The following is a 15,983-nucleotide window of genomic DNA, read 5'->3' as shown; positions in this document are numbered from 1 at the left end:
TCAGGCCCCCTTGCCGATGCGGATGGCGTCGGTGACTGAGCTGCCCCAGGATTCGCCGACGTCCTGCCAGCGCTGCACCCGGACCAACATATCCAGTGCGTCGGCGTCCATGGTGACCTCCTCCGTGAGGAATTGGGCGATCTGGCCGATGCCTGTGCCAGTTACCTGCGGGTAGTCGCTGTCGTCGTCTTCGCCCTCACGGGGCCAGCGCTCCTGGTCGTCCATCTTGTCGAGGAACGCGACCGGCACCCCGGCGTAGCTCAGGGCGTGGCCGACGATGCACGACACCGCACCGTCTCGGACGTAGTGGCAACCCCGTGCGTCGGGGTCCGTTCCCGACTTGTATCCCGTCTTGTACTTGAAGTCCGCCCCCTTCGCGGCGACCGCCTGGTTGAGGAACTCGATGGCCTGGTCTTTGGTGATGTGGATTGTCATGCGTCTTCTCCCTTGCGTTCGAGCTTGGTGAATCCGATCCGGCGCTCCATGAAGAACAGCGCGATCCGGTCGGCGTTGGCCTGGTCCTGGTACGGGCCGGTCATGGTGATGGCTTCCTGGCGGGTGCCGATGTCGAAGCCATGACGGAGCAGAACCTCCTCGCGCCGGGCCTCCCTGTCGGCGAGGCCGGCGAGGTACTGCTCGGCCTGCGTGAGTAGCGTGTCGGTCTCGTGCTTACGCCGGGCGGTATCGAACGCGGCGGCGGTGCTCTCGCCCTCGTCGTCGTGGCGGAAGTGGCGGGTCATGCTTTGATCCGATCCAGCGCGGCGACCAGCAGGTCGTTGGCGGCGTCGAGGGGCGCACGCTCCCCGGTGAATACCGAGGCGGCGCGGACGGGGGCCTCGGTGCCGAAGAAGTGCCCGTCAGGATCAGAGTAGACCGGGACGAGGCCGATGATGGCGGAGAGCTTGTTCGGCGTGACCTCGTTGCCGAAGACGATCATCTTGAAGCTGTCACTGGGGTGGACGAACCCGATCAGCCTGATCGCATCGGGCCGTCCGTGGATCACCTCGCCGGTGGTGCCGTCGAAGGTGACCGGCCACGGTGCCTGGAAGGTGTCGCGGTTGGGCTCTGCGCTGATGGTGACGATCGTCATGATGCGGGGTCTCTTTTCTCGTCGTTGTAGATGAACCGTGCGGAGTTGAGGATGTCCTCGAAGGTGATGGTGAGGTCGTGGTCGTCGCTGGCCTGCACCGTGTCGAAGTAGTGCATCAAGTCGCTAAGCGCGTCCTGCACGTCGGTGTGCGGCGTGTCGTGGTCGTATTGGTCGCTGCTGACGATTGCCTCACCGCGGGCTGCGGCCTTCTCCGTGGCGGTCGTTTGGATGGTCACAGTTGCGCTCCCCTGTTGGTGGGTGGACGGATGGTTAGGTGTGGGCGGCGACCGGGGCGAGCAGAGCGCCGGTCGTAGTGTCGAGGGCTTCGGCGAGGTAGCCGACCATATCGGCGTAGATGAGGATGCGCCCCGTCTCGATGGCAGACACTCGGCTCTGGTCCCATTTGCCGGGCGTGCCGATGACGTTCAGCTCGGTGACGAATTCAGCTTGCGTGAGGTTCCGTCGCTTCCTCATCATGCGGATATTGTCGCCGATCTGGGCGTTCGTGATATGGGCCAATTTTGCTCCTTATTTCGGGTGTGACTACGGTTAGCTGGCTATTAGTGACATTCTAACCTTATAGCCATATTTTAGTGGGGAATTCAGTTTAGCATAGTCTAGATTTGCTATGGCCCATAACGGTGAGGTCGGGGTTGGCGGCATAACGCTTCAGTTGGGGATCAACGTATTTAGCCAGCTATATGAGCTTATGCCCTTTTTTTCGTTTGGACCTAAGTGGCCGCCAACCAGCATTTTTGTACCTCAGCTATTATCTCTATCTATTCTTTTAACTATATTATTATATACTATATATACTCTTATACTACCTACGAGCGTTAGTGCTGCTCGGAACGGTCGTTTTGGGACCGTTTCGGGGGCCGCTTAGCTGGTGCGTTTCGCGGCCCCTTTTAGCTACCCGAAGACCAGCTCCCCGAAGGCCGCCCACTGGACAATCAGGTCGCCGGTCTCGGCGTCGCCGTCTGCGTCGTCGGGGTCGTGTAGGTAATCGTTGGCGGCGCGGACCTGGTAGCTGTAGTCGGTGATGAGGCCATTGGACAGGTCCCGGATGGCGTCGGCGATCTGCTGCCACGTCAGCTTCTTGATCGTGTAGGTGAGGGTGAAGTCGGGGCGGGACTTGTACGGCGTGATCGTGGTGCCGCTCTTGAGCGCGAGGTGCGGGGGTCGCTGCTCGCCGTCCTCCCAGTAGCCGATCGTGATGGCGGTGTCGTGGTCGGTGGTCTCGGGGTCGGAGGTCTCGACGTAGCTGGCCCAGTCGTAGGGGCAGCCGAGGTCTTCGAGAACCTCGCGGATGGTCTCGCGGCTGATCGTTGCGGTGGTGGTGACGGTGAGGTCGGTGGTTGTGGGCTGCGGGGTAGTCAGGTCGTGGTGTTCGACGCTGAGGATGACTGGGCTCTGGTGTGGGTGTGGGGTGCCGCCGTGGGTGGGGATGGTGGTCATGATGTGCTTCTTTCTGCTGGGGTGAGTGGTGATGCGTGCCCCGCTCCGGTCGTGAACCGGCGGCGTCTTTCGCGGCGGGGCGGTTGTGCGGGGTACCGCTAGTCCACGGCACCACCTCGGGACCAGGCGCGGCTGCTGCTGGTGGCGAAGGCGCCGTTGCTGCTGCTGAGGAGCGGGGTGCCCTTGACCTTGTTGGGGCGTTCGAGCGTGGCGGACTGGGTGAGCAGAGCGTCGGCCTCACGGTCGGTCAGGGGCGCGGCGGGGGCCGTGGTGACGATGGGGCGATTGAGCGTCGTGGTGGTCATGTAGTGCTCCTTTGTTTGGTGGTGCTGGATCGTGCGGCTTTGGGGTGGGGGTGGGTGGCGCGGCGCGGTTAGGCGGATACCGGGACGGTGTTCTTGAGGAGGAGGTGCCAGCTCTTGCCGATCGTCACTCGCTTGTGGTCGGGGTCGCGGTTGAGGGGGGCATGGGTCAGGGTGCCTCTGGCGTAGGTGAGGGTCGCCTTGCCGTTGCGGACCATGGCCACCTCGGTGGCTCGGTGGTTGGTACCGAGGATGTGCGTCTTCTTACTGCGGACCGCGTTGAGGCGGGTGAGGTCGGCGGTTGTCATGGTGGTGATCGGCACGGCGTAGATGTCGCCCTGACGGTGGACGGTGCGGCCAAGGGCCTCGGCGGTCTTGACCGTCGCCGGCTTGAGGTCTGCGTATGCCTCCTGCACCGTCGTTGCCTTGGAGTGCTTGGGCAGTTCGCAGAAGAAGTAGCTGACGCGGGTCTCGTTGGAGTCGAAGCCGGAGAGGTAGCGGGAGGTGCGGGTCTTGGTGATCGTGCGGCGACCTTCGCCAAAGCACAGGTTGCAGGTCGGGCGGTCGAGCCAGTAGCGGGGCAGGTTGCCGCCCAACTCTCGGGTCTGCGGGCCGATGACCGGGGTCAAAACGTTGCGAGTGTCGCCGTCGTAGGTGCCGGATCCGGTGCAGCGGTCGCACTTGATGGTGGTCTGGTAGCGGACGCTGCCGGTGATGAGCGACTCGCCGAGCCAGTGGCGGAGGGTCTCGCGGCGGTAAGCGATGCCGCTCGGGTTGGTTTCGGAGTCATCGGCGACCACCTCCCACTGGTGCCAGCTCCCCTTGGCGGTGCGCAGGGTCTTGCGTCCGGTGGACTTGCTGATAGCTGGGTATTTCGTCCACTCGGCGTCGAAGGCGTCCTCTCGTGCCTTCACTGCGTCGTAGCCGTTCGGGCCGGTCCTGTCCTGCCAGTCGATCGGGCCGACGGCGGCGGCCTTGCGGTCGTCGTATTCGTTGACGTAGCAGTAGGTCTCGTGGCTGTAGGCATGTTGGCTGGGGAGGGATTCGCCGGTGGCGTTGTGGACGTAGACGCCGGTGCCGGGGATGGTCTCGTACTCGTACTCCCAGACCGCCGAGTTGGGCATGTCGATGTGGCGGTGCTCGGTGGTCTCGGTCCAGTCGGCGGTGGCTTCGAGGATGGTGATGCTGGCCTTGTCGATGCCCGCCTCGTCGAGGACCGAGAAGGGGATGATGACCGATGGGAGGTCGGTGCGGGAGATGGCGTGGCGGACGGTGGACTGCTGCCTGCTGGTGGTCACGGAGTAGATGTCACCGTTGACGAGGAAGCGCTCGGCCTGGCGGGTCTTCGGGTTGCGGAGGAGGCGTGCCATCTCCCACCAGCCGTAGGACTGGATGGCGTCTCCTGCCACGGTGACGTTGGAGGACTGGCGTTTGGATAGGTGGCGGGAACCGCCGTCGGCCATGTTTGCAGCCCAATTGTTAGTGAGGGTGTCGGTGATGTGGCTCATGATGCTCCTTGTTGGGTTGTGGCTGGTGGGTTAGGGCTGGTGCTAGTTGCCGGGGAAGAGGGGGGTGTGAGCGATGGCGTCGATGATGATGATGGCCCAGCGACAGATGACCATTGCGGTGATGCCGAGGACGATCAGGGCTCCGATCTGTGCCGCGTCCCGGAGGTTGCGGGCTCGGATGCGTCGGCGGCGATCGGTGAGGGTCGGTGCTATGGCGAGGTGGCGGACGGCGGCGCTGCCGGTGTAGGGGGCGAGGATCGGCCCGAAGGGGTGGCTGTCGCGGTCCTCGTTGCGGAGGGCCTTGTGTTCGGTTGCGGTGAGGCTGTCGAGGGGGAAGGTGCTCACTTGATTACTCCTGTGGCTCGTAGTTCGGCGAAGGTTGCGGGGCTGATCTTTGAGGCGTGGTAGCCGCAGAGGGTGAGCGGGGCCGGGGCTCCATGCCAGACGGTTGTGATGTCGGTGGAGTGGTTGGTGCCGGGGTGTTTGCACTTCATGCGCTCTGTAGCTCCTTGTCGGGGTTTGCGGGGTCGGTGTGGTCGAGCATCGGGGGGAGGTCGGTGGAGGTGTAGTTGCCGGACTCGGCCTCGGACTGGGCGTAGTCCTGCCCGTAGAAGCCCCAGCACTCGATGGTCATGTCCCAGTCCTGGGCGGTGGGGGTATCGCCAGCGAAATCGACGGGCAGCTCGGTGGTGGTTCGGGTGGTGGAGACGGCGTAGCCGATGCCGTACACGTCGCTGTCGAGGTATGCCTCCACGTCGGAGGAGAGGTCGTCGCGGGTGAGTTCGGTGCTGTCCTCGATGCCCATGTCGGCTCTCCAGTCGGGAGCGTCGAAGACGATGGCCCACGAGTAGCGGTCAACGCTGCTGCTGAGGTGGTGGACAGCTCGGACGCCGTGGAAGATGCGGACGAAACGGTCGGCGAGAGCCTCGTCGCGCCACTCCTTGAACGCACGCTCCCAAGCGTCGGGGATGTCGGACTTGCCGCCGATCTGCGTGAAGTCGGCACGGGATCCGTACTCGTAGGCCATGAGGGTTGGGGCTTGACCGTCATAGTCGGGGCTGGACGGCTCAGAGTCGAGCATCATCACGAGGAGGACGCGGGGATCCTCGGTCTCGGCCCAGCGGATGGTGTAGTCGTCGTTGGTGTTCCAGTTGGTGCTCATGTTGCTCCTTGGTGTCTAGTGACTTGACGGGTTAGTAGTCGTCCTGGGACATGCGGCCCCAGATGGCATAGCGGTCGTTGCGGATCATTCGGGCCATCTCGTCGTTCTTGATCGACTCGTCGGAGCCGTAGAGCTGGCCGTTACAGTCGCCGGGCTCGTGGCCGCAGCAGGGGTAGTCCTCGCACATTTTCGGTGTCCTGTCTACTGGTGGTGGTGGATGGTGGTGCAGTTCTGGAACTCACGGGCCGAGTCGTCGGCGGCGAAGCGCCAGCACCGCTCGACGTGCTCAATCGAGATGTAGCCGGGGTCGGAGTAGCCGTAGTACAGGTCCATGGCGACTTCGCCTGCTTTGGCGTAGAGCGGGTGCGTTTCGTCGCGGCCGTCGTAGAGCCGGGAGGTGTTCCACGCGAATTCTTCGGTGAATGCGGCCAGCTCACGCTCTGAGTAGTCGGACTCGTCGAGGATGGGGTAGTCGGCGAAGCTCCGGGCAGTGTCGAGCATGTCGATGAGGTGCTCATCTTCGGGTGCCCAGAGCGACGGCTCGATGCAGACTGAGGTGTAGTCATACATGCCGTGGTGGACGTGGGCACCGGTCCACGATGCGGCCAGTTCGGTGAGGGCGACGGCGTTGGAGGTGTCGAGAATGTCACCCATGCCGCCACCAGCGGAGATGATGACGATGCTGCCGTCGTCGCAGGGCTGGCAGGTGTGGAAGTCGAGCGGGGACTCTGCCAGTAGACGCAGGACTGCTGCGCCGTCGCTAGGGTCTTCTGCTGCGGTCGGGATGTACGGGGCGGACGTGTTGTAGGTGCGCTGGATTGTCATGGCTCAGAGTCCCTTGGTGTCGATGATGGTGTAGAAGGCGGCGAGGAGGTCGGACGGGGTGGGGTGGCTGTAGCGGGTGTGCTCTACGGCCTCAGCGAGGTCAGTTCGGGACCAGTCCTGTCCGCAGGACGAGCACTGGACGCTTTCGGGGTTCTGGGCAGGCTCGGGCTGGATCCACGGGTTCGGGACGTCGGTGACAGAGAAGACGCGGCCGAGGTCGTTGTCGTGGCCGATTCCGGGCGTGGAGGTGTAGACGTAGCCGGAGACGTTCTGCTGCCATGCCGTGGCGAATTGGAGAATCGAGCGAGGCCTGGCATAGGCGTCGATGCCGTCGCACTGCTGCTGGTACTCGGTTTCGAGGTACTTCCACGCTTCACGGGCAGTGTCGAAAAGTGGGACTTCTTCTTGCTCGGAGAGGTATCCGGGGGTGTTGATGATGGCAGAGAACATAGTCGGCTCCTTGGCCTTATTTCAGATAGCCCGCTAATGGCGGGTCGCGCCCCGGCACCTCGTCTGTGAGAGGTGTGCTGCTGCCGGGGCTGTGTGGTTAACCTAGCGGTTTTTAGTGGTGGGTTGGTACTTGAGGGTCCGGGCTTGATTCCGGGCCTGTGTGGCGCGTTTGGCGGGCTTGGAAGACTTCGGGTTCGGCCGGCGGTTCTGCATGTTGGGCGTGGGCATGGTTCTACTGTCCAATCTCGTAGGAATCGATGGTGCGGTCGAGGCGGTGCATGGAGCCGTCTTCGGCGGTGACGTAGACGTAGTTCACGTTGACGCGGGTTACAGTCCCCTGGGCGTCGAAGCCTTCGAGGTCGGGCATGAATTCGTTGAAAGATACGGCTTTGCCGACGAGGGACTGCATCATGGGGTGCTCCTTGGGGTGTTGTGGGTTTGGTGGGCTGTACTGCGTGGCCCACGCTCGGTCTAACCGATGCTCACTCTGAGGTGAGGGCGTGGGCCTGCCACTGTGCTCCGTGGCCGATCCGCGGCTGTGTTAGCCGCGCCTTGTTCGTGCTAAAGAATTGGTACTCATTGCGTTTCTCAGTTCGCGGTCCGAATCGCGGCGAGACAAGTCAATCGCGGCACGTTGAGCGTTCATTCGGTTGGTAGTTATTTAGCGCCGTAGGGGTGCCCTGCAAAGGCTGCATCATTCAAAGTGGATGCCTACAGAAGTCCGTTGTCAGTCTTCTGGTGTCAGATACGGTGGCCTGACGACTTGCCCCCTGACATTCGATCGGGGGCGGTCTATTGCAATGTGGGTATGGGGTGGCCGCTTTCGCGCCCCCTGCCCTGATAGCTGGCCAGAACGCTCTTTGCAAGTCGGGTTCTGTGGCATATTGCCAGCTAATTTTCTATGTGGGTGTTAGAACGTTGGTCGCATGCTAAGTGCGATTCGTTTCGATTCCTCACCATGTCTGTGCGGTTTGTCAGTTGGCTTAGGCCGAGGCTGTAGCGGGAGCAACCCGCTTACTCGACGAACACCAGTTCACCAATTCCGCATACCGTGTATTTCAACGGAGTTTGCGCATGATCCTTTGGTAGCTACCGCTACACATTTGGCTCATTAGCCGGTGTAGTCACACCGGGGAGTCAGAATCCTTACCAGCCGACCGCCATACTTTGCAGGTATGTCGGAGTTCTGGCGTACTTTGCCCATATTCGGGCCTACTTTGTGACCTTTCAGGTACGTCTCCCGACATTCCGTTCTGGCTTGTTACGTTTACTAACCTAGCACATCCGCTAGCCGTTTGCAATTCCACCTAGTTGACCTAGATATGGCTAAGGAGACAAGTCCTCCACCCTCATCCTGGGAATCGTGGGTGTGTCCAGCCTGTATTGCATGGCGTAGCTTTCACGTACAGCCATATCCTCGTGCTCATCGTCCGATGCCCTGTTGTGTGACAATTCAACCCGATGCGAGTCATGGCGTGCCGTGACGTACTAAATAATCCGCGGCCCGAACTTTCCGAACCGCTTGCCTTACAAACACTAACCTAGCACGTTCACTAGGCCCTGTCAAGTCCAGCCTAGTTGCCATAGGAATAGGGAAACAAGTCCTCCGCACACTCCACGGGGGGAGATGAGCGTGTCCATTCCGGCGATAAAGCCGAACCGCCGACCCTGCCGAACCCTCCGGCCGAACCAACAAACATGACACTACCCCGGCCGCTATCCCAAAGTCAAATCGACCTAGTGGGAAGGCTAGCGGAAAGAAGGACGCGCGCGCGACACACGGGGGGGCGCACACACCCACACACACACACGCTCGAAAAAAACCAAAACAAGGAAACACGCGCGCGACGCAAACACCTCCGATTAGCGCACCAGGGGGCGCAGAAACAGGGCGGGCGCAGGTGTGAAAAAAATCCCCTCATCACTGCCGTCATTGCCCCACTTACCCCACCATCCACCGCGAAGCAATAGCCTCCTAAAAAAATTCCTTCCCCCCCTTTCTTGCACAACTGCCCCGCATGCCCCAGAGTGGGGAACAGCCGCAAATAGCCCGCTAAATGCACAGGAGTCCACATGACCGCCACCACCCCCCAGCACCGCAACGAAGTCCTCTCCCGCTTCGACACCCTCGCCAACGAAGCCGCAGCAGCCGCCCTCCATCAGAGCCGCGCGCGGTTCAGCCTCCAGGCCGGCTTCATCCTCGACAACACCCACGTCAACCGCGAACAGTCCCTCGCCCTCACCGCCCTCGAGCAGGCGAAGTTCTGGACCAACCAGGCCATCGCCCTCCACGGCGTCCCACAGAAGACCCCCACCGACTACAGCGGCACCAAAGCTACCGCCTGATGCTCCTCCGCAACCCCCCGCGCCAGCCCCTAACCGCCAAGCAGCTCCGCAAGCGCGAAGCCGCCCGCATAGCCCAGGAACGCGGCGCCACCCCCGACGCCCGCACCTACTTCAACCAGGTCCAGCTCCTCAAGGGCGAACACCTCCGCCGCTACGAAGCAGAGCGCCTCGCCCGCTGATGCTCCTTCCGCCCCCAGCCTGCAGATGCGGCCAGCAAATGTGCCCCTTCACCACCAGGCCCGACATCTTCGGATGCCCTATCTGCGACAAACCCACCAAGATCGGATACCAGTCATGACCGAATTCCAGCCCTTCCCGAAGATCGCCAGGCTCAACCGCGACATACTCATCACAGAAAAGCTCGACGGAACCAACGCCGCTATCGCCATCGTTGGACACCCCCGCGGCGTAAACCTCTTCCCCGACTACGACCGCACCGCCATCGTCGTCAACCACGCCACCCCCGACGTCGAGCACCACGTCTACGCCCAGTCCCGCAACAAATTCATCACCCCCGGCAAGACCACCGACAACTACGGCTTCGCCGGCTGGGTCAGCGACAACGCTGAGAGGCTCGTCGAAACCCTCGGCGAAGGCACCCACTACGGCGAATGGTGGGGCTCCGGCATCCAGCGCGGCTACGGCCTCACCCACGGCGACAAGCGCTTCTCCCTCTTCAACGCCCACCGCTGGGCACACACCGCCGAAGGCTTCGACGCGATCGACCACACCAAGGTATTCGGCCTCGGCGTCGTCCCCGTCCTCTACGCCGGCCCGTACAGCGACCGCTGGATCGAACGCTCCCTCACGCTCCTCGCCTCCCGCGGCTCCTTCGCCACTAAGTTTCCCAAAGCCGAAGGTATCGTGATCCTCCACATCGCCGCGCGGACCTCCTTCAAGGTCACCCTCGAAGACGACGAAGCCCCCGCCAAGACCAGCCCCCGCAACGCCCACGACCTGCTCCCCCAGACCACCGATGAGGCCGCAGCATGAGCGTCCTCACCGCCCACATCGAGCAGGACGACGTGGAGGGCGTCACCACCCTCGGCGGCTACCTCGCTGAAATCTTCACCGCCCTCCTGGACGAAGGCGAAGGCTTCTCCGGCAAGTGCCCCCTCGGCAATAGCGGCTGGCAAGGCAACATCGAAGACGCCCTCGACAGCGCCGACCCCGCGCTGTCCTGGGACGACCTCCGCGACGCGATCGTCGAAGCCCTCACCGGAGTTGCCCAGTGAAGGCCAAGCAGCTCGACATCCGCGCCTGGCGCAAGCGCGAGCGCGCAGCCCGCATCATTCGGGCCGCCAGCACTGCCCTCGCCCCCGTGGCGGCCGTCGCCGTCATTGTCCTGTACATCCTCATCCTCGCGGAGCCCACAAAATGACCGACAAACTGCCAGCCAGAATCCTCCTCCAGATCCGTGAAGGAGTGATGAACAACCTCGCCGACTTCGAGCTGGAGACGCGCGGCACCCCGATCCCCAACCAGGGCGGCACCGTTGACCACGACACCAATACCCTCAGCATTATCTCCGGCCTGGCCGAAGCCCAGCGCAAGCTCGTCCTCAAGGTGCGCGAGCAGGCGCCCGAATACGCCGCTGAGGTAGACGCCTGGGTCCGCGAACTGGCCGACTGGGTGGTGTCCGAATGATCGACATGGCCGTATTCGATTTGGAAACTTCGGGAGTCTCCACCGCCAACGACCTCATCGTCACCGCCTACTTCGGCTTCCTCACCGCCGACGGCACCGTCGCCCGCGAGCAGGAATGGATCGTCAACCCCGGCATCGACATCCCCACAGGCGCCTCCGACGTCCACGGCTGGACCACCGAACGCCTCGCCGAAACCCCCGGCATCCGCCAGGACCTCGACGCGGTGACCCTCGAAATCGCCAGCCTCATACATGCACTCTGCGGCCCGCAGAACCCCAATCCGCTCCCACTCGGCGGCCACAACATCAGCTTCGACCTCTCGATGCTGAACGCCCACCTCCGCCGCCAGTCAGTCGCACCGCTCCCCTTCGGCGAGAACGGAATCAAGGTCCTCGACTCCCTGGTCCTCGACAAGCACTTCAACCGCTTCCTCAAAGGCAAAGGCCAGCGCAAGCTCACCCCTACCGCCGCCCGGTACGGCATTCTGCTCACCGAGGAACAGGCTCACGACGCCTCCTTCGACGCCATCGCCTCCGGCCGGATCATCCAGGCAGTCCTCGCCCGCTACGCCCCCCAGGTCGCCACAACCCCCACGCAGTCCGTCGCGCAGCTCCACAACAGCCAGCGCGGCTGGTACGCCACTCAGCAGGCCGACCTGCAGAAGTGGCTCCGCAAAGGCACTGACCCGACCGCGGTCCTGGAGACCTCATGGCCCACACACGACACCACCCCAACACCCGCCCCAGAAGGAGTAACAGCATGACCGACTCGCCCATCCTCACCGACACCAAGGCCATGAACAAGGCCGAGCTGCGCAGCCAAATCGCCTTCCTCGAAAAGCAGATCATCGAAGCCGGCCAGCGCGCCATCGCTGCCAGCAAGGAGCACCACAACTTCGAGACCAAGGCAATCGCCGCCGGCTACATCCCAATCGAGCTGCTCCTCGAACCGAAGGTCGTCCAGGGTCGCTACTCGACCGAAGCCCAGGTCAAGATCACCGACCCGCGCGTCATCCAGACGCTCCGCACGAAGATCTGCGAGCCCAATACGCTCGCTGGCCTCGAGGCCCACCTTGGCCGCACCCACTCCGGCCGACTCCACTACGGCGGCTACACCGGCGCCCACAACCCCAACCCGCAGATCATCGTCGGGGATCGCTACTTCGGGCAGACCATCTCGTGAGCGCCAACAAGCCCCTCGGCTCCGTCCTCCCCGACACCCGCGGGCGCGTCTCGCTGACCAAGTACCTGCCACCCGCCCCCGGCATCTACCTCGTCTACAGTGACCCCACCAGCGGTGTCATCACCCTCCGCCCGATCGACAACCACGAACAGGCCGCAGCATGACCCCCGATGAGAAGTACCGCGAAGGTGAGACGCTCCGCACCCCGCGCGAGCGCACCTACATCGCCCCCGATGGACGCCAGTACGTCCCCCACATCAACGAGCGGGGATGCCTCATGATGACGGAGGAATTCTTCGATCAGATGATGAAGGACATGGGCTGCACCGAGGTGACCGAATGACTTCCGACCAGGACACCCCACAGGTCGGTGACTACGTGACGTTGGTCGAGAGCCCCGGCGCCCTGACCTGGAAGATCACCGCCATCCACGAGAACGCCAGCGCCAACGGTGCCCTCTACACGCTCGAGTCCGGCCAGACCGGCCGGAAGCGCTACGAGCTGGCCGACAACTTCACCTCCTACCGAAGGATCACCGGATGAAGAACAGTCGCCCGGCGCCCGAGCCTGCCGCCATGCCGGAACTGCCCGAGGGCCAGTTCTTCCGGGTCTACCACCACCTCGGGGAGCAGCCGATGATCCAGCTCCGCACCAAGACCTGGTGCGGCTCGAGATGGATCAGCGACAGCTACGGCATTATCCAAACAACAGACCCGTGCAACCTCTATTGGGTTCCCAGCGAGGCAGAAGTAATCGCTGCAGCGCACCACCTGATGGAGCGCCGCGCCTACCTCCGCAAGCAGAAGGTTGCGGCCAAAGTCCGCTTCGGCGACTACCCACCCAAGAAGATCAGATACAGCGCATGACCCGAATTCTCGTAGACCTCGACGACACGATCGCCGACTGGTCCAGCCGCTACGACTCGGCCCTCAACCGCACTCAGGGAGCCGAGAATATCCCGCGCTCCCACCAGCATGAGAGCTTCGACCTCACGACCGGACGCACGCCGGCTGAGAAGAAGATCATCCACGCGATCATGGCTGAGCACTCCTTCTACGCCGAGCTGCAGCCCATCACGGGCGCCATCCGCGCGCTACAGGAGATGGTCATGGACGGGCACGAGGTCTTCCTGGTCACAAGCCCCTGGGTCTCCAACCCGACCTGCGCGTCCGACAAACTGCGCTGGGTCGAAGACCACCTCGGCACCGAGTGGTCCAGGCGCACTATCATCACCTCCGATAAGACGATGATCCGTGGCGACGTGCTCTTCGACGACAAGGGCGAAATCACTGGCATCGCTACCCCGACCTGGACGCAGATCCTCGTATCCCAACCCCACAACCGCCACACCGAGGGCCTCGTGCGGCTCCGTGGCTGGTTCAACTGGCGCGAAGCCGTCATGGAGGCGCTCAAATGACCCCCCAAGTAATCGGCCTCGGCGGGCGCCTGCGCTCAGGCAAGGACGAAGTGGCCGACCGCCTCGTCAACAAGTACGGCTTCGTCAAGTTCGGCATGTCCGACCCACTCCACGCGGCGATGATGACCCTCAACCCCCTCATCGGCATCGGAGTGCGGATGCAGGAGGAGATGAGCACCCGCCTCGGCTTCTCTCGCATCAGGGAGACACAGGAGATTCGCTACGCAGACCTGGTGGGCCGGGTCGGGTACGTCGAGGCGAAGAAGGAGCCGGAAGTCCGCGGGCTCCTGCAGCGCTTTGGCACCGAGGTCGGCCGCGACCTCCTCGGCAAAGACGTCTGGACCGACATTGCGGTACGCCGCATGAACGCAGCCGTCGCTGAGGGCCACAGCGTTGTCCTCACGGGCGTCCGCTTCCAGAACGAGGTCACGATGTTCGATCGCATCGTCGGCGCTTCCCCGATCACCGCCTGGGTCGACCGCCCTAGCATTGCCACCAACACCGACAGCCACTCAAGCGAAAGCGGTGTCAGCAGCGACGACTTCCAGGTCACCATCCCGAACACCGGCACGCTCGAGGACCTGTACGCCTACGTCGATCAGCGCTTCGGCCAGAGCGGTCCACAGGTGGCACTCAGCCGATAGCTGGCTAACGTTCCAGGCGAAGAAAAGACCCCTCGTTGTGGGGGTCTTTTTCTTTTACTCGATCACCCGAGATGCAACATGGCCATGAGCTTGCCGATCGGGACGCGGTGGACAGTGACCATGAGCTGAAACACCAGCGGGAACATGATCGTGAAGAGATGGCGGGCATCGAACTGGAAGATCGAGTTGCCATCACGCACCCCTGATGGCCTCACGCGCTCGATGAACACCGTTCCATTGCTCCCGGGGTAGACGATGAAGTCATCTCCGCCAATTGCGGGAAGTGGGGCGGTGGTGTTCTGCTGCATGGCTGTTGACGTCCTCTTTAGTTTTAGCTTTCAATACCAAGCCCGGTGAATGTGGCCGCGCTCTTCCTGAGACTCTACACAGACTTGCCCCTGTCCATATACGTGAGGGCTTGACAAACTTAGCCAGCTAGTAACAGGATGGTAACACTGTGATTTACGGCGCAATACTGTAATACACGGATATATCGACCTATAGAAATCGGAATGATCATGACTCTTGACTTATCCGCGCTGCCTGCCGCTACCGGGTACAGCACGACTGATGTCTATTACGGGACCCGCTTCATCCAGGGCGGCCGGACCAACTATCTCCTCGACCTCTCCCTGCTGCAGATCCTTGCGCTCGTCCCGCGGCCGAACCCCGCAGTACTGACCGTCGGAAACCGGCGCATCACACCCAAGCACGCCTCCGATTTTGCTGCCTACTTGCGTAGCGCACCCGAGTGGGTCGTGCCAGGCATCATCCTCCGCGGAGAGCGCCCCTTCGAGTTCGTATCCGCGACCGCCGAGGACGCTGGCATTGCATTCGGCAGCATCAGCTACCAGCGCACTGCCACCAGTGACTTACATATCCTGGACGGCCAGCACCGCATTCTTGGCATGTACGAGGCGCTGGACGGGATCAACGCGGACATCGCCAAGACCAGCGAGTCGATCATTTCGGCACGCCGAAACCAGGACACCAACGCACTCCGCGACTTCGAGAAGAAGAAGGCCGGGCTTGAACTGCAGGCCAAGCGATTCACCAGCGAACACATTCCCGTGCAAGTGATGGTCGAGGGCGACCCGGCAAAGTACCGCCAGGCGTTCTACGACATTGCCGAGAACGCGAAGGGTATTACCGCCTCCGTCCGTGCGCGCTTCGACTCACGCAAGGCCGTCAACCGCGCCCTCGAGAACGTACTCAACCACCCGCTTCTCACCAACCGCACAGAGAAAGAAACCGACCGGCTGCCGAAGAAGTCGCCCTACGTCACCACCGCCAAGCACGTTATCGAGACCGTGCGCGCGCTCAGTGTGGGTTATGAGGGCCGGATCGGTAAGCGGGTCGAGTCGCAGATGAGCGACCGCGACGTCGAGGTGAACTCTGAGGAGTTCTTCGACCTGCTCGTGCGCTCCTTCCCGCCACTAGCTGCGATCCTGAACGGGCAGATCACCCCGGACCAGCTCCGCGAGACCTCGCTGCTCGGCTCGCCAGTCTTCTGGCGGATCCTAGCTGCGACTTATCACAACCTGACAGTAGAGCACGCCTTTTCAGCGCAGATGGTGGAGGACTTCTTCGCCAAGCTTGCCCCGCACCTGGAGGTGCCGATCCACGAGAATAGCCTGCTCCTGGAGCGGGTTGGGATGCCGAGCTTCGTGCCCGGCATGTCTGCTCCCTCCTCGCGCCGGCAGGACGCCGTACAGGTCGTTGACCACTTCGTGAGCTGGGCAATTGATGGGCCGAAGTTCCTCGACGCCAAGCCGAAGGCTCGCCCGAAGCCAGCTCCCGAGCCCGAACCCGAAGAACTGACTGATGAGCAGACAGATGCGATCCTCCGCCCCGAGCTGACACGCGCCAAGGCGGCGAAGTAGAGACCAGCCCCCGACAGACTTGGCCCTGTCGGGGGTTTCTGGGCGTTCGCTGGGAGTTGCCTTAGAAT

Annotated in this window: 31 protein-coding genes; 15 read left to right on the top strand and 16 right to left on the bottom strand. The window is 62.7% G+C overall.

Annotated features, from left to right (window positions below; translation table 11 throughout):
• The 15 genes from IWX88_RS01055 to IWX88_RS00985 all read right to left on the bottom strand — a co-directional run bounded on the left by IWX88_RS01055 (position 1) and on the right by IWX88_RS00985 (position 7,207).
• Positions 1–435, bottom strand: coding sequence for a hypothetical protein (locus IWX88_RS01055; protein ID WP_196826551.1), 435 nt, complete (start codon positions 433–435; stop codon positions 1–3).
• Positions 432–740, bottom strand: coding sequence for a hypothetical protein (locus IWX88_RS01050; protein WP_196826550.1), 309 nt, complete (start codon positions 738–740; stop codon positions 432–434). The genes IWX88_RS01055 and IWX88_RS01050 overlap by 4 nt, the downstream gene beginning before the upstream one ends.
• Positions 737–1,090, bottom strand: a complete 354-nt coding sequence (locus IWX88_RS01045) for a hypothetical protein (protein WP_196826549.1) — start codon at positions 1,088–1,090, stop codon at positions 737–739. Before IWX88_RS01045 ends, IWX88_RS01050 begins: the two co-directional genes overlap by 4 nt.
• Entirely contained in the window at positions 1,087–1,326 is a 240-nt protein-coding gene (locus tag IWX88_RS01040; protein ID WP_196826548.1) for a hypothetical protein, read from the bottom strand. The genes IWX88_RS01045 and IWX88_RS01040 overlap by 4 nt, the downstream gene beginning before the upstream one ends.
• A 34-nt stretch (positions 1,327–1,360) precedes the next feature.
• Positions 1,361–1,609 (bottom strand): helix-turn-helix domain-containing protein, encoded by a 249-nt coding sequence (locus tag IWX88_RS01035; RefSeq protein ID WP_196826547.1) that lies wholly within the window; start codon positions 1,607–1,609, stop codon positions 1,361–1,363.
• A gap of 393 nt (positions 1,610–2,002) precedes the next feature.
• Complete coding sequence (locus IWX88_RS01030; RefSeq protein WP_196826546.1) at positions 2,003–2,548, bottom strand: hypothetical protein; 546 nt, start codon at positions 2,546–2,548, stop codon at positions 2,003–2,005.
• A 98-nt stretch (positions 2,549–2,646) separates the two neighbouring features.
• On the bottom strand, positions 2,647–2,853 hold the full coding sequence (locus IWX88_RS01025; protein WP_196826545.1) for a hypothetical protein: 207 nt from the start codon (positions 2,851–2,853) through the stop codon (positions 2,647–2,649).
• A gap of 68 nt (positions 2,854–2,921) precedes the next feature.
• Positions 2,922–4,358, bottom strand: coding sequence for a hypothetical protein (locus IWX88_RS01020; RefSeq protein ID WP_196826544.1), 1,437 nt, complete (start codon positions 4,356–4,358; stop codon positions 2,922–2,924).
• A 42-nt stretch (positions 4,359–4,400) separates the two neighbouring features.
• Positions 4,401–4,703 carry a hypothetical protein gene (locus tag IWX88_RS01015; RefSeq protein WP_196826543.1) on the bottom strand — a complete coding sequence of 101 codons (303 nt, stop codon included), beginning with the start codon at positions 4,701–4,703 and terminating at the stop codon, positions 4,401–4,403.
• On the bottom strand, positions 4,700–4,852 hold the full coding sequence (locus tag IWX88_RS01010; protein WP_196826542.1) for a hypothetical protein: 153 nt from the start codon (positions 4,850–4,852) through the stop codon (positions 4,700–4,702). Before IWX88_RS01010 ends, IWX88_RS01015 begins: the two co-directional genes overlap by 4 nt.
• A complete protein-coding gene (locus tag IWX88_RS01005; protein WP_196826541.1) occupies positions 4,849–5,520 on the bottom strand; it encodes a hypothetical protein in 672 nt (223 codons plus the stop codon). Before IWX88_RS01005 ends, IWX88_RS01010 begins: the two co-directional genes overlap by 4 nt.
• A 31-nt stretch (positions 5,521–5,551) precedes the next feature.
• A complete protein-coding gene (locus IWX88_RS01000) occupies positions 5,552–5,707 on the bottom strand; it encodes a hypothetical protein (protein ID WP_196826540.1) in 156 nt (51 codons plus the stop codon).
• Positions 5,708–5,721: 14 nt separating this feature from the next.
• Positions 5,722–6,345, bottom strand: a complete 624-nt coding sequence (locus tag IWX88_RS00995) for a hypothetical protein (RefSeq protein ID WP_196826539.1) — start codon at positions 6,343–6,345, stop codon at positions 5,722–5,724.
• A gap of 3 nt (positions 6,346–6,348) precedes the next feature.
• Positions 6,349–6,795, bottom strand: coding sequence for a hypothetical protein (locus IWX88_RS00990; protein WP_196826538.1), 447 nt, complete (start codon positions 6,793–6,795; stop codon positions 6,349–6,351).
• 232 nt (positions 6,796–7,027) lie between these two features.
• Complete coding sequence (locus IWX88_RS00985) at positions 7,028–7,207, bottom strand: hypothetical protein (protein ID WP_196826537.1); 180 nt, start codon at positions 7,205–7,207, stop codon at positions 7,028–7,030.
• Positions 7,208–8,868: 1,661 nt separating this feature from the next.
• Between IWX88_RS00985 and IWX88_RS00980 the strand changes: the two genes are divergently transcribed.
• The 14 genes from IWX88_RS00980 (at position 8,869) to IWX88_RS00915 (ending at position 14,032) form a co-directional block, all read left to right on the top strand.
• Complete coding sequence (locus IWX88_RS00980; RefSeq protein WP_196826536.1) at positions 8,869–9,141, top strand: hypothetical protein; 273 nt, start codon at positions 8,869–8,871, stop codon at positions 9,139–9,141.
• Positions 9,141–9,320 carry a hypothetical protein gene (locus IWX88_RS00975; RefSeq protein WP_196826535.1) on the top strand — a complete coding sequence of 60 codons (180 nt, stop codon included), beginning with the start codon at positions 9,141–9,143 and terminating at the stop codon, positions 9,318–9,320. Before IWX88_RS00980 ends, IWX88_RS00975 begins: the two co-directional genes overlap by 1 nt.
• Before the next feature lie 115 nt (positions 9,321–9,435).
• Positions 9,436–10,134 (top strand): RNA ligase family protein, encoded by a 699-nt coding sequence (locus IWX88_RS00970; RefSeq protein ID WP_196826534.1) that lies wholly within the window; start codon positions 9,436–9,438, stop codon positions 10,132–10,134.
• Entirely contained in the window at positions 10,131–10,376 is a 246-nt protein-coding gene (locus IWX88_RS00965; protein WP_196826533.1) for a hypothetical protein, read from the top strand. Before IWX88_RS00970 ends, IWX88_RS00965 begins: the two co-directional genes overlap by 4 nt.
• Positions 10,373–10,522, top strand: a complete 150-nt coding sequence (locus IWX88_RS00960; RefSeq protein WP_196826532.1) for a hypothetical protein — start codon at positions 10,373–10,375, stop codon at positions 10,520–10,522. The genes IWX88_RS00965 and IWX88_RS00960 overlap by 4 nt, the downstream gene beginning before the upstream one ends.
• A complete protein-coding gene (locus IWX88_RS00955; RefSeq protein WP_196826531.1) occupies positions 10,519–10,788 on the top strand; it encodes a hypothetical protein in 270 nt (89 codons plus the stop codon). The genes IWX88_RS00960 and IWX88_RS00955 overlap by 4 nt, the downstream gene beginning before the upstream one ends.
• Before the next feature lie 5 nt (positions 10,789–10,793).
• The gene (locus IWX88_RS00950) at positions 10,794–11,552 is read left to right on the top strand and encodes an exonuclease domain-containing protein (protein WP_196826530.1); all 759 of its coding nucleotides are present in this window, start codon (positions 10,794–10,796) and stop codon (positions 11,550–11,552) included.
• Positions 11,549–11,971: a hypothetical protein gene (locus tag IWX88_RS00945; protein ID WP_196826529.1), complete on the top strand. Its 423-nt coding sequence runs from the start codon at positions 11,549–11,551 to the stop codon at positions 11,969–11,971. The genes IWX88_RS00950 and IWX88_RS00945 overlap by 4 nt, the downstream gene beginning before the upstream one ends.
• Positions 11,968–12,135: a hypothetical protein gene (locus tag IWX88_RS00940; RefSeq protein ID WP_196826528.1), complete on the top strand. Its 168-nt coding sequence runs from the start codon at positions 11,968–11,970 to the stop codon at positions 12,133–12,135. The genes IWX88_RS00945 and IWX88_RS00940 overlap by 4 nt, the downstream gene beginning before the upstream one ends.
• Positions 12,132–12,314, top strand: coding sequence for a hypothetical protein (locus IWX88_RS00935; RefSeq protein ID WP_196826527.1), 183 nt, complete (start codon positions 12,132–12,134; stop codon positions 12,312–12,314). Before IWX88_RS00940 ends, IWX88_RS00935 begins: the two co-directional genes overlap by 4 nt.
• Positions 12,311–12,514, top strand: coding sequence for a hypothetical protein (locus IWX88_RS00930; RefSeq protein WP_196826526.1), 204 nt, complete (start codon positions 12,311–12,313; stop codon positions 12,512–12,514). Before IWX88_RS00935 ends, IWX88_RS00930 begins: the two co-directional genes overlap by 4 nt.
• A complete protein-coding gene (locus IWX88_RS00925) occupies positions 12,511–12,837 on the top strand; it encodes a hypothetical protein (protein WP_196826525.1) in 327 nt (108 codons plus the stop codon). The genes IWX88_RS00930 and IWX88_RS00925 overlap by 4 nt, the downstream gene beginning before the upstream one ends.
• Positions 12,834–13,388: a hypothetical protein gene (locus IWX88_RS00920; protein WP_196826524.1), complete on the top strand. Its 555-nt coding sequence runs from the start codon at positions 12,834–12,836 to the stop codon at positions 13,386–13,388. The genes IWX88_RS00925 and IWX88_RS00920 overlap by 4 nt, the downstream gene beginning before the upstream one ends.
• Positions 13,385–14,032 carry a hypothetical protein gene (locus IWX88_RS00915; RefSeq protein ID WP_196826523.1) on the top strand — a complete coding sequence of 216 codons (648 nt, stop codon included), beginning with the start codon at positions 13,385–13,387 and terminating at the stop codon, positions 14,030–14,032. The genes IWX88_RS00920 and IWX88_RS00915 overlap by 4 nt, the downstream gene beginning before the upstream one ends.
• A 62-nt stretch (positions 14,033–14,094) precedes the next feature.
• On the opposite strand, the gene IWX88_RS00910 is transcribed toward IWX88_RS00915, so the two are convergent.
• The gene (locus tag IWX88_RS00910; protein WP_196826522.1) at positions 14,095–14,340 is read right to left on the bottom strand and encodes a hypothetical protein; all 246 of its coding nucleotides are present in this window, start codon (positions 14,338–14,340) and stop codon (positions 14,095–14,097) included.
• A gap of 210 nt (positions 14,341–14,550) precedes the next feature.
• Here IWX88_RS00910 and IWX88_RS00905 point away from each other — a divergent pair, with 210 nt between their 5' ends.
• Entirely contained in the window at positions 14,551–15,915 is a 1,365-nt protein-coding gene (locus IWX88_RS00905) for a DNA sulfur modification protein DndB (RefSeq protein ID WP_196826521.1), read from the top strand.
• The last annotated feature ends 68 nt before the right edge of the window (positions 15,916–15,983 follow it).

It is taken from the genome of Frigoribacterium sp. CG_9.8, assembly GCF_015751965.1.
Lineage (GTDB): Bacteria > Actinomycetota > Actinomycetes > Actinomycetales > Microbacteriaceae > Lacisediminihabitans.
The sequence above is the reverse complement of the archived record's forward strand: the minus strand, read 5'-3'. Positions and strand labels throughout refer to the sequence as shown.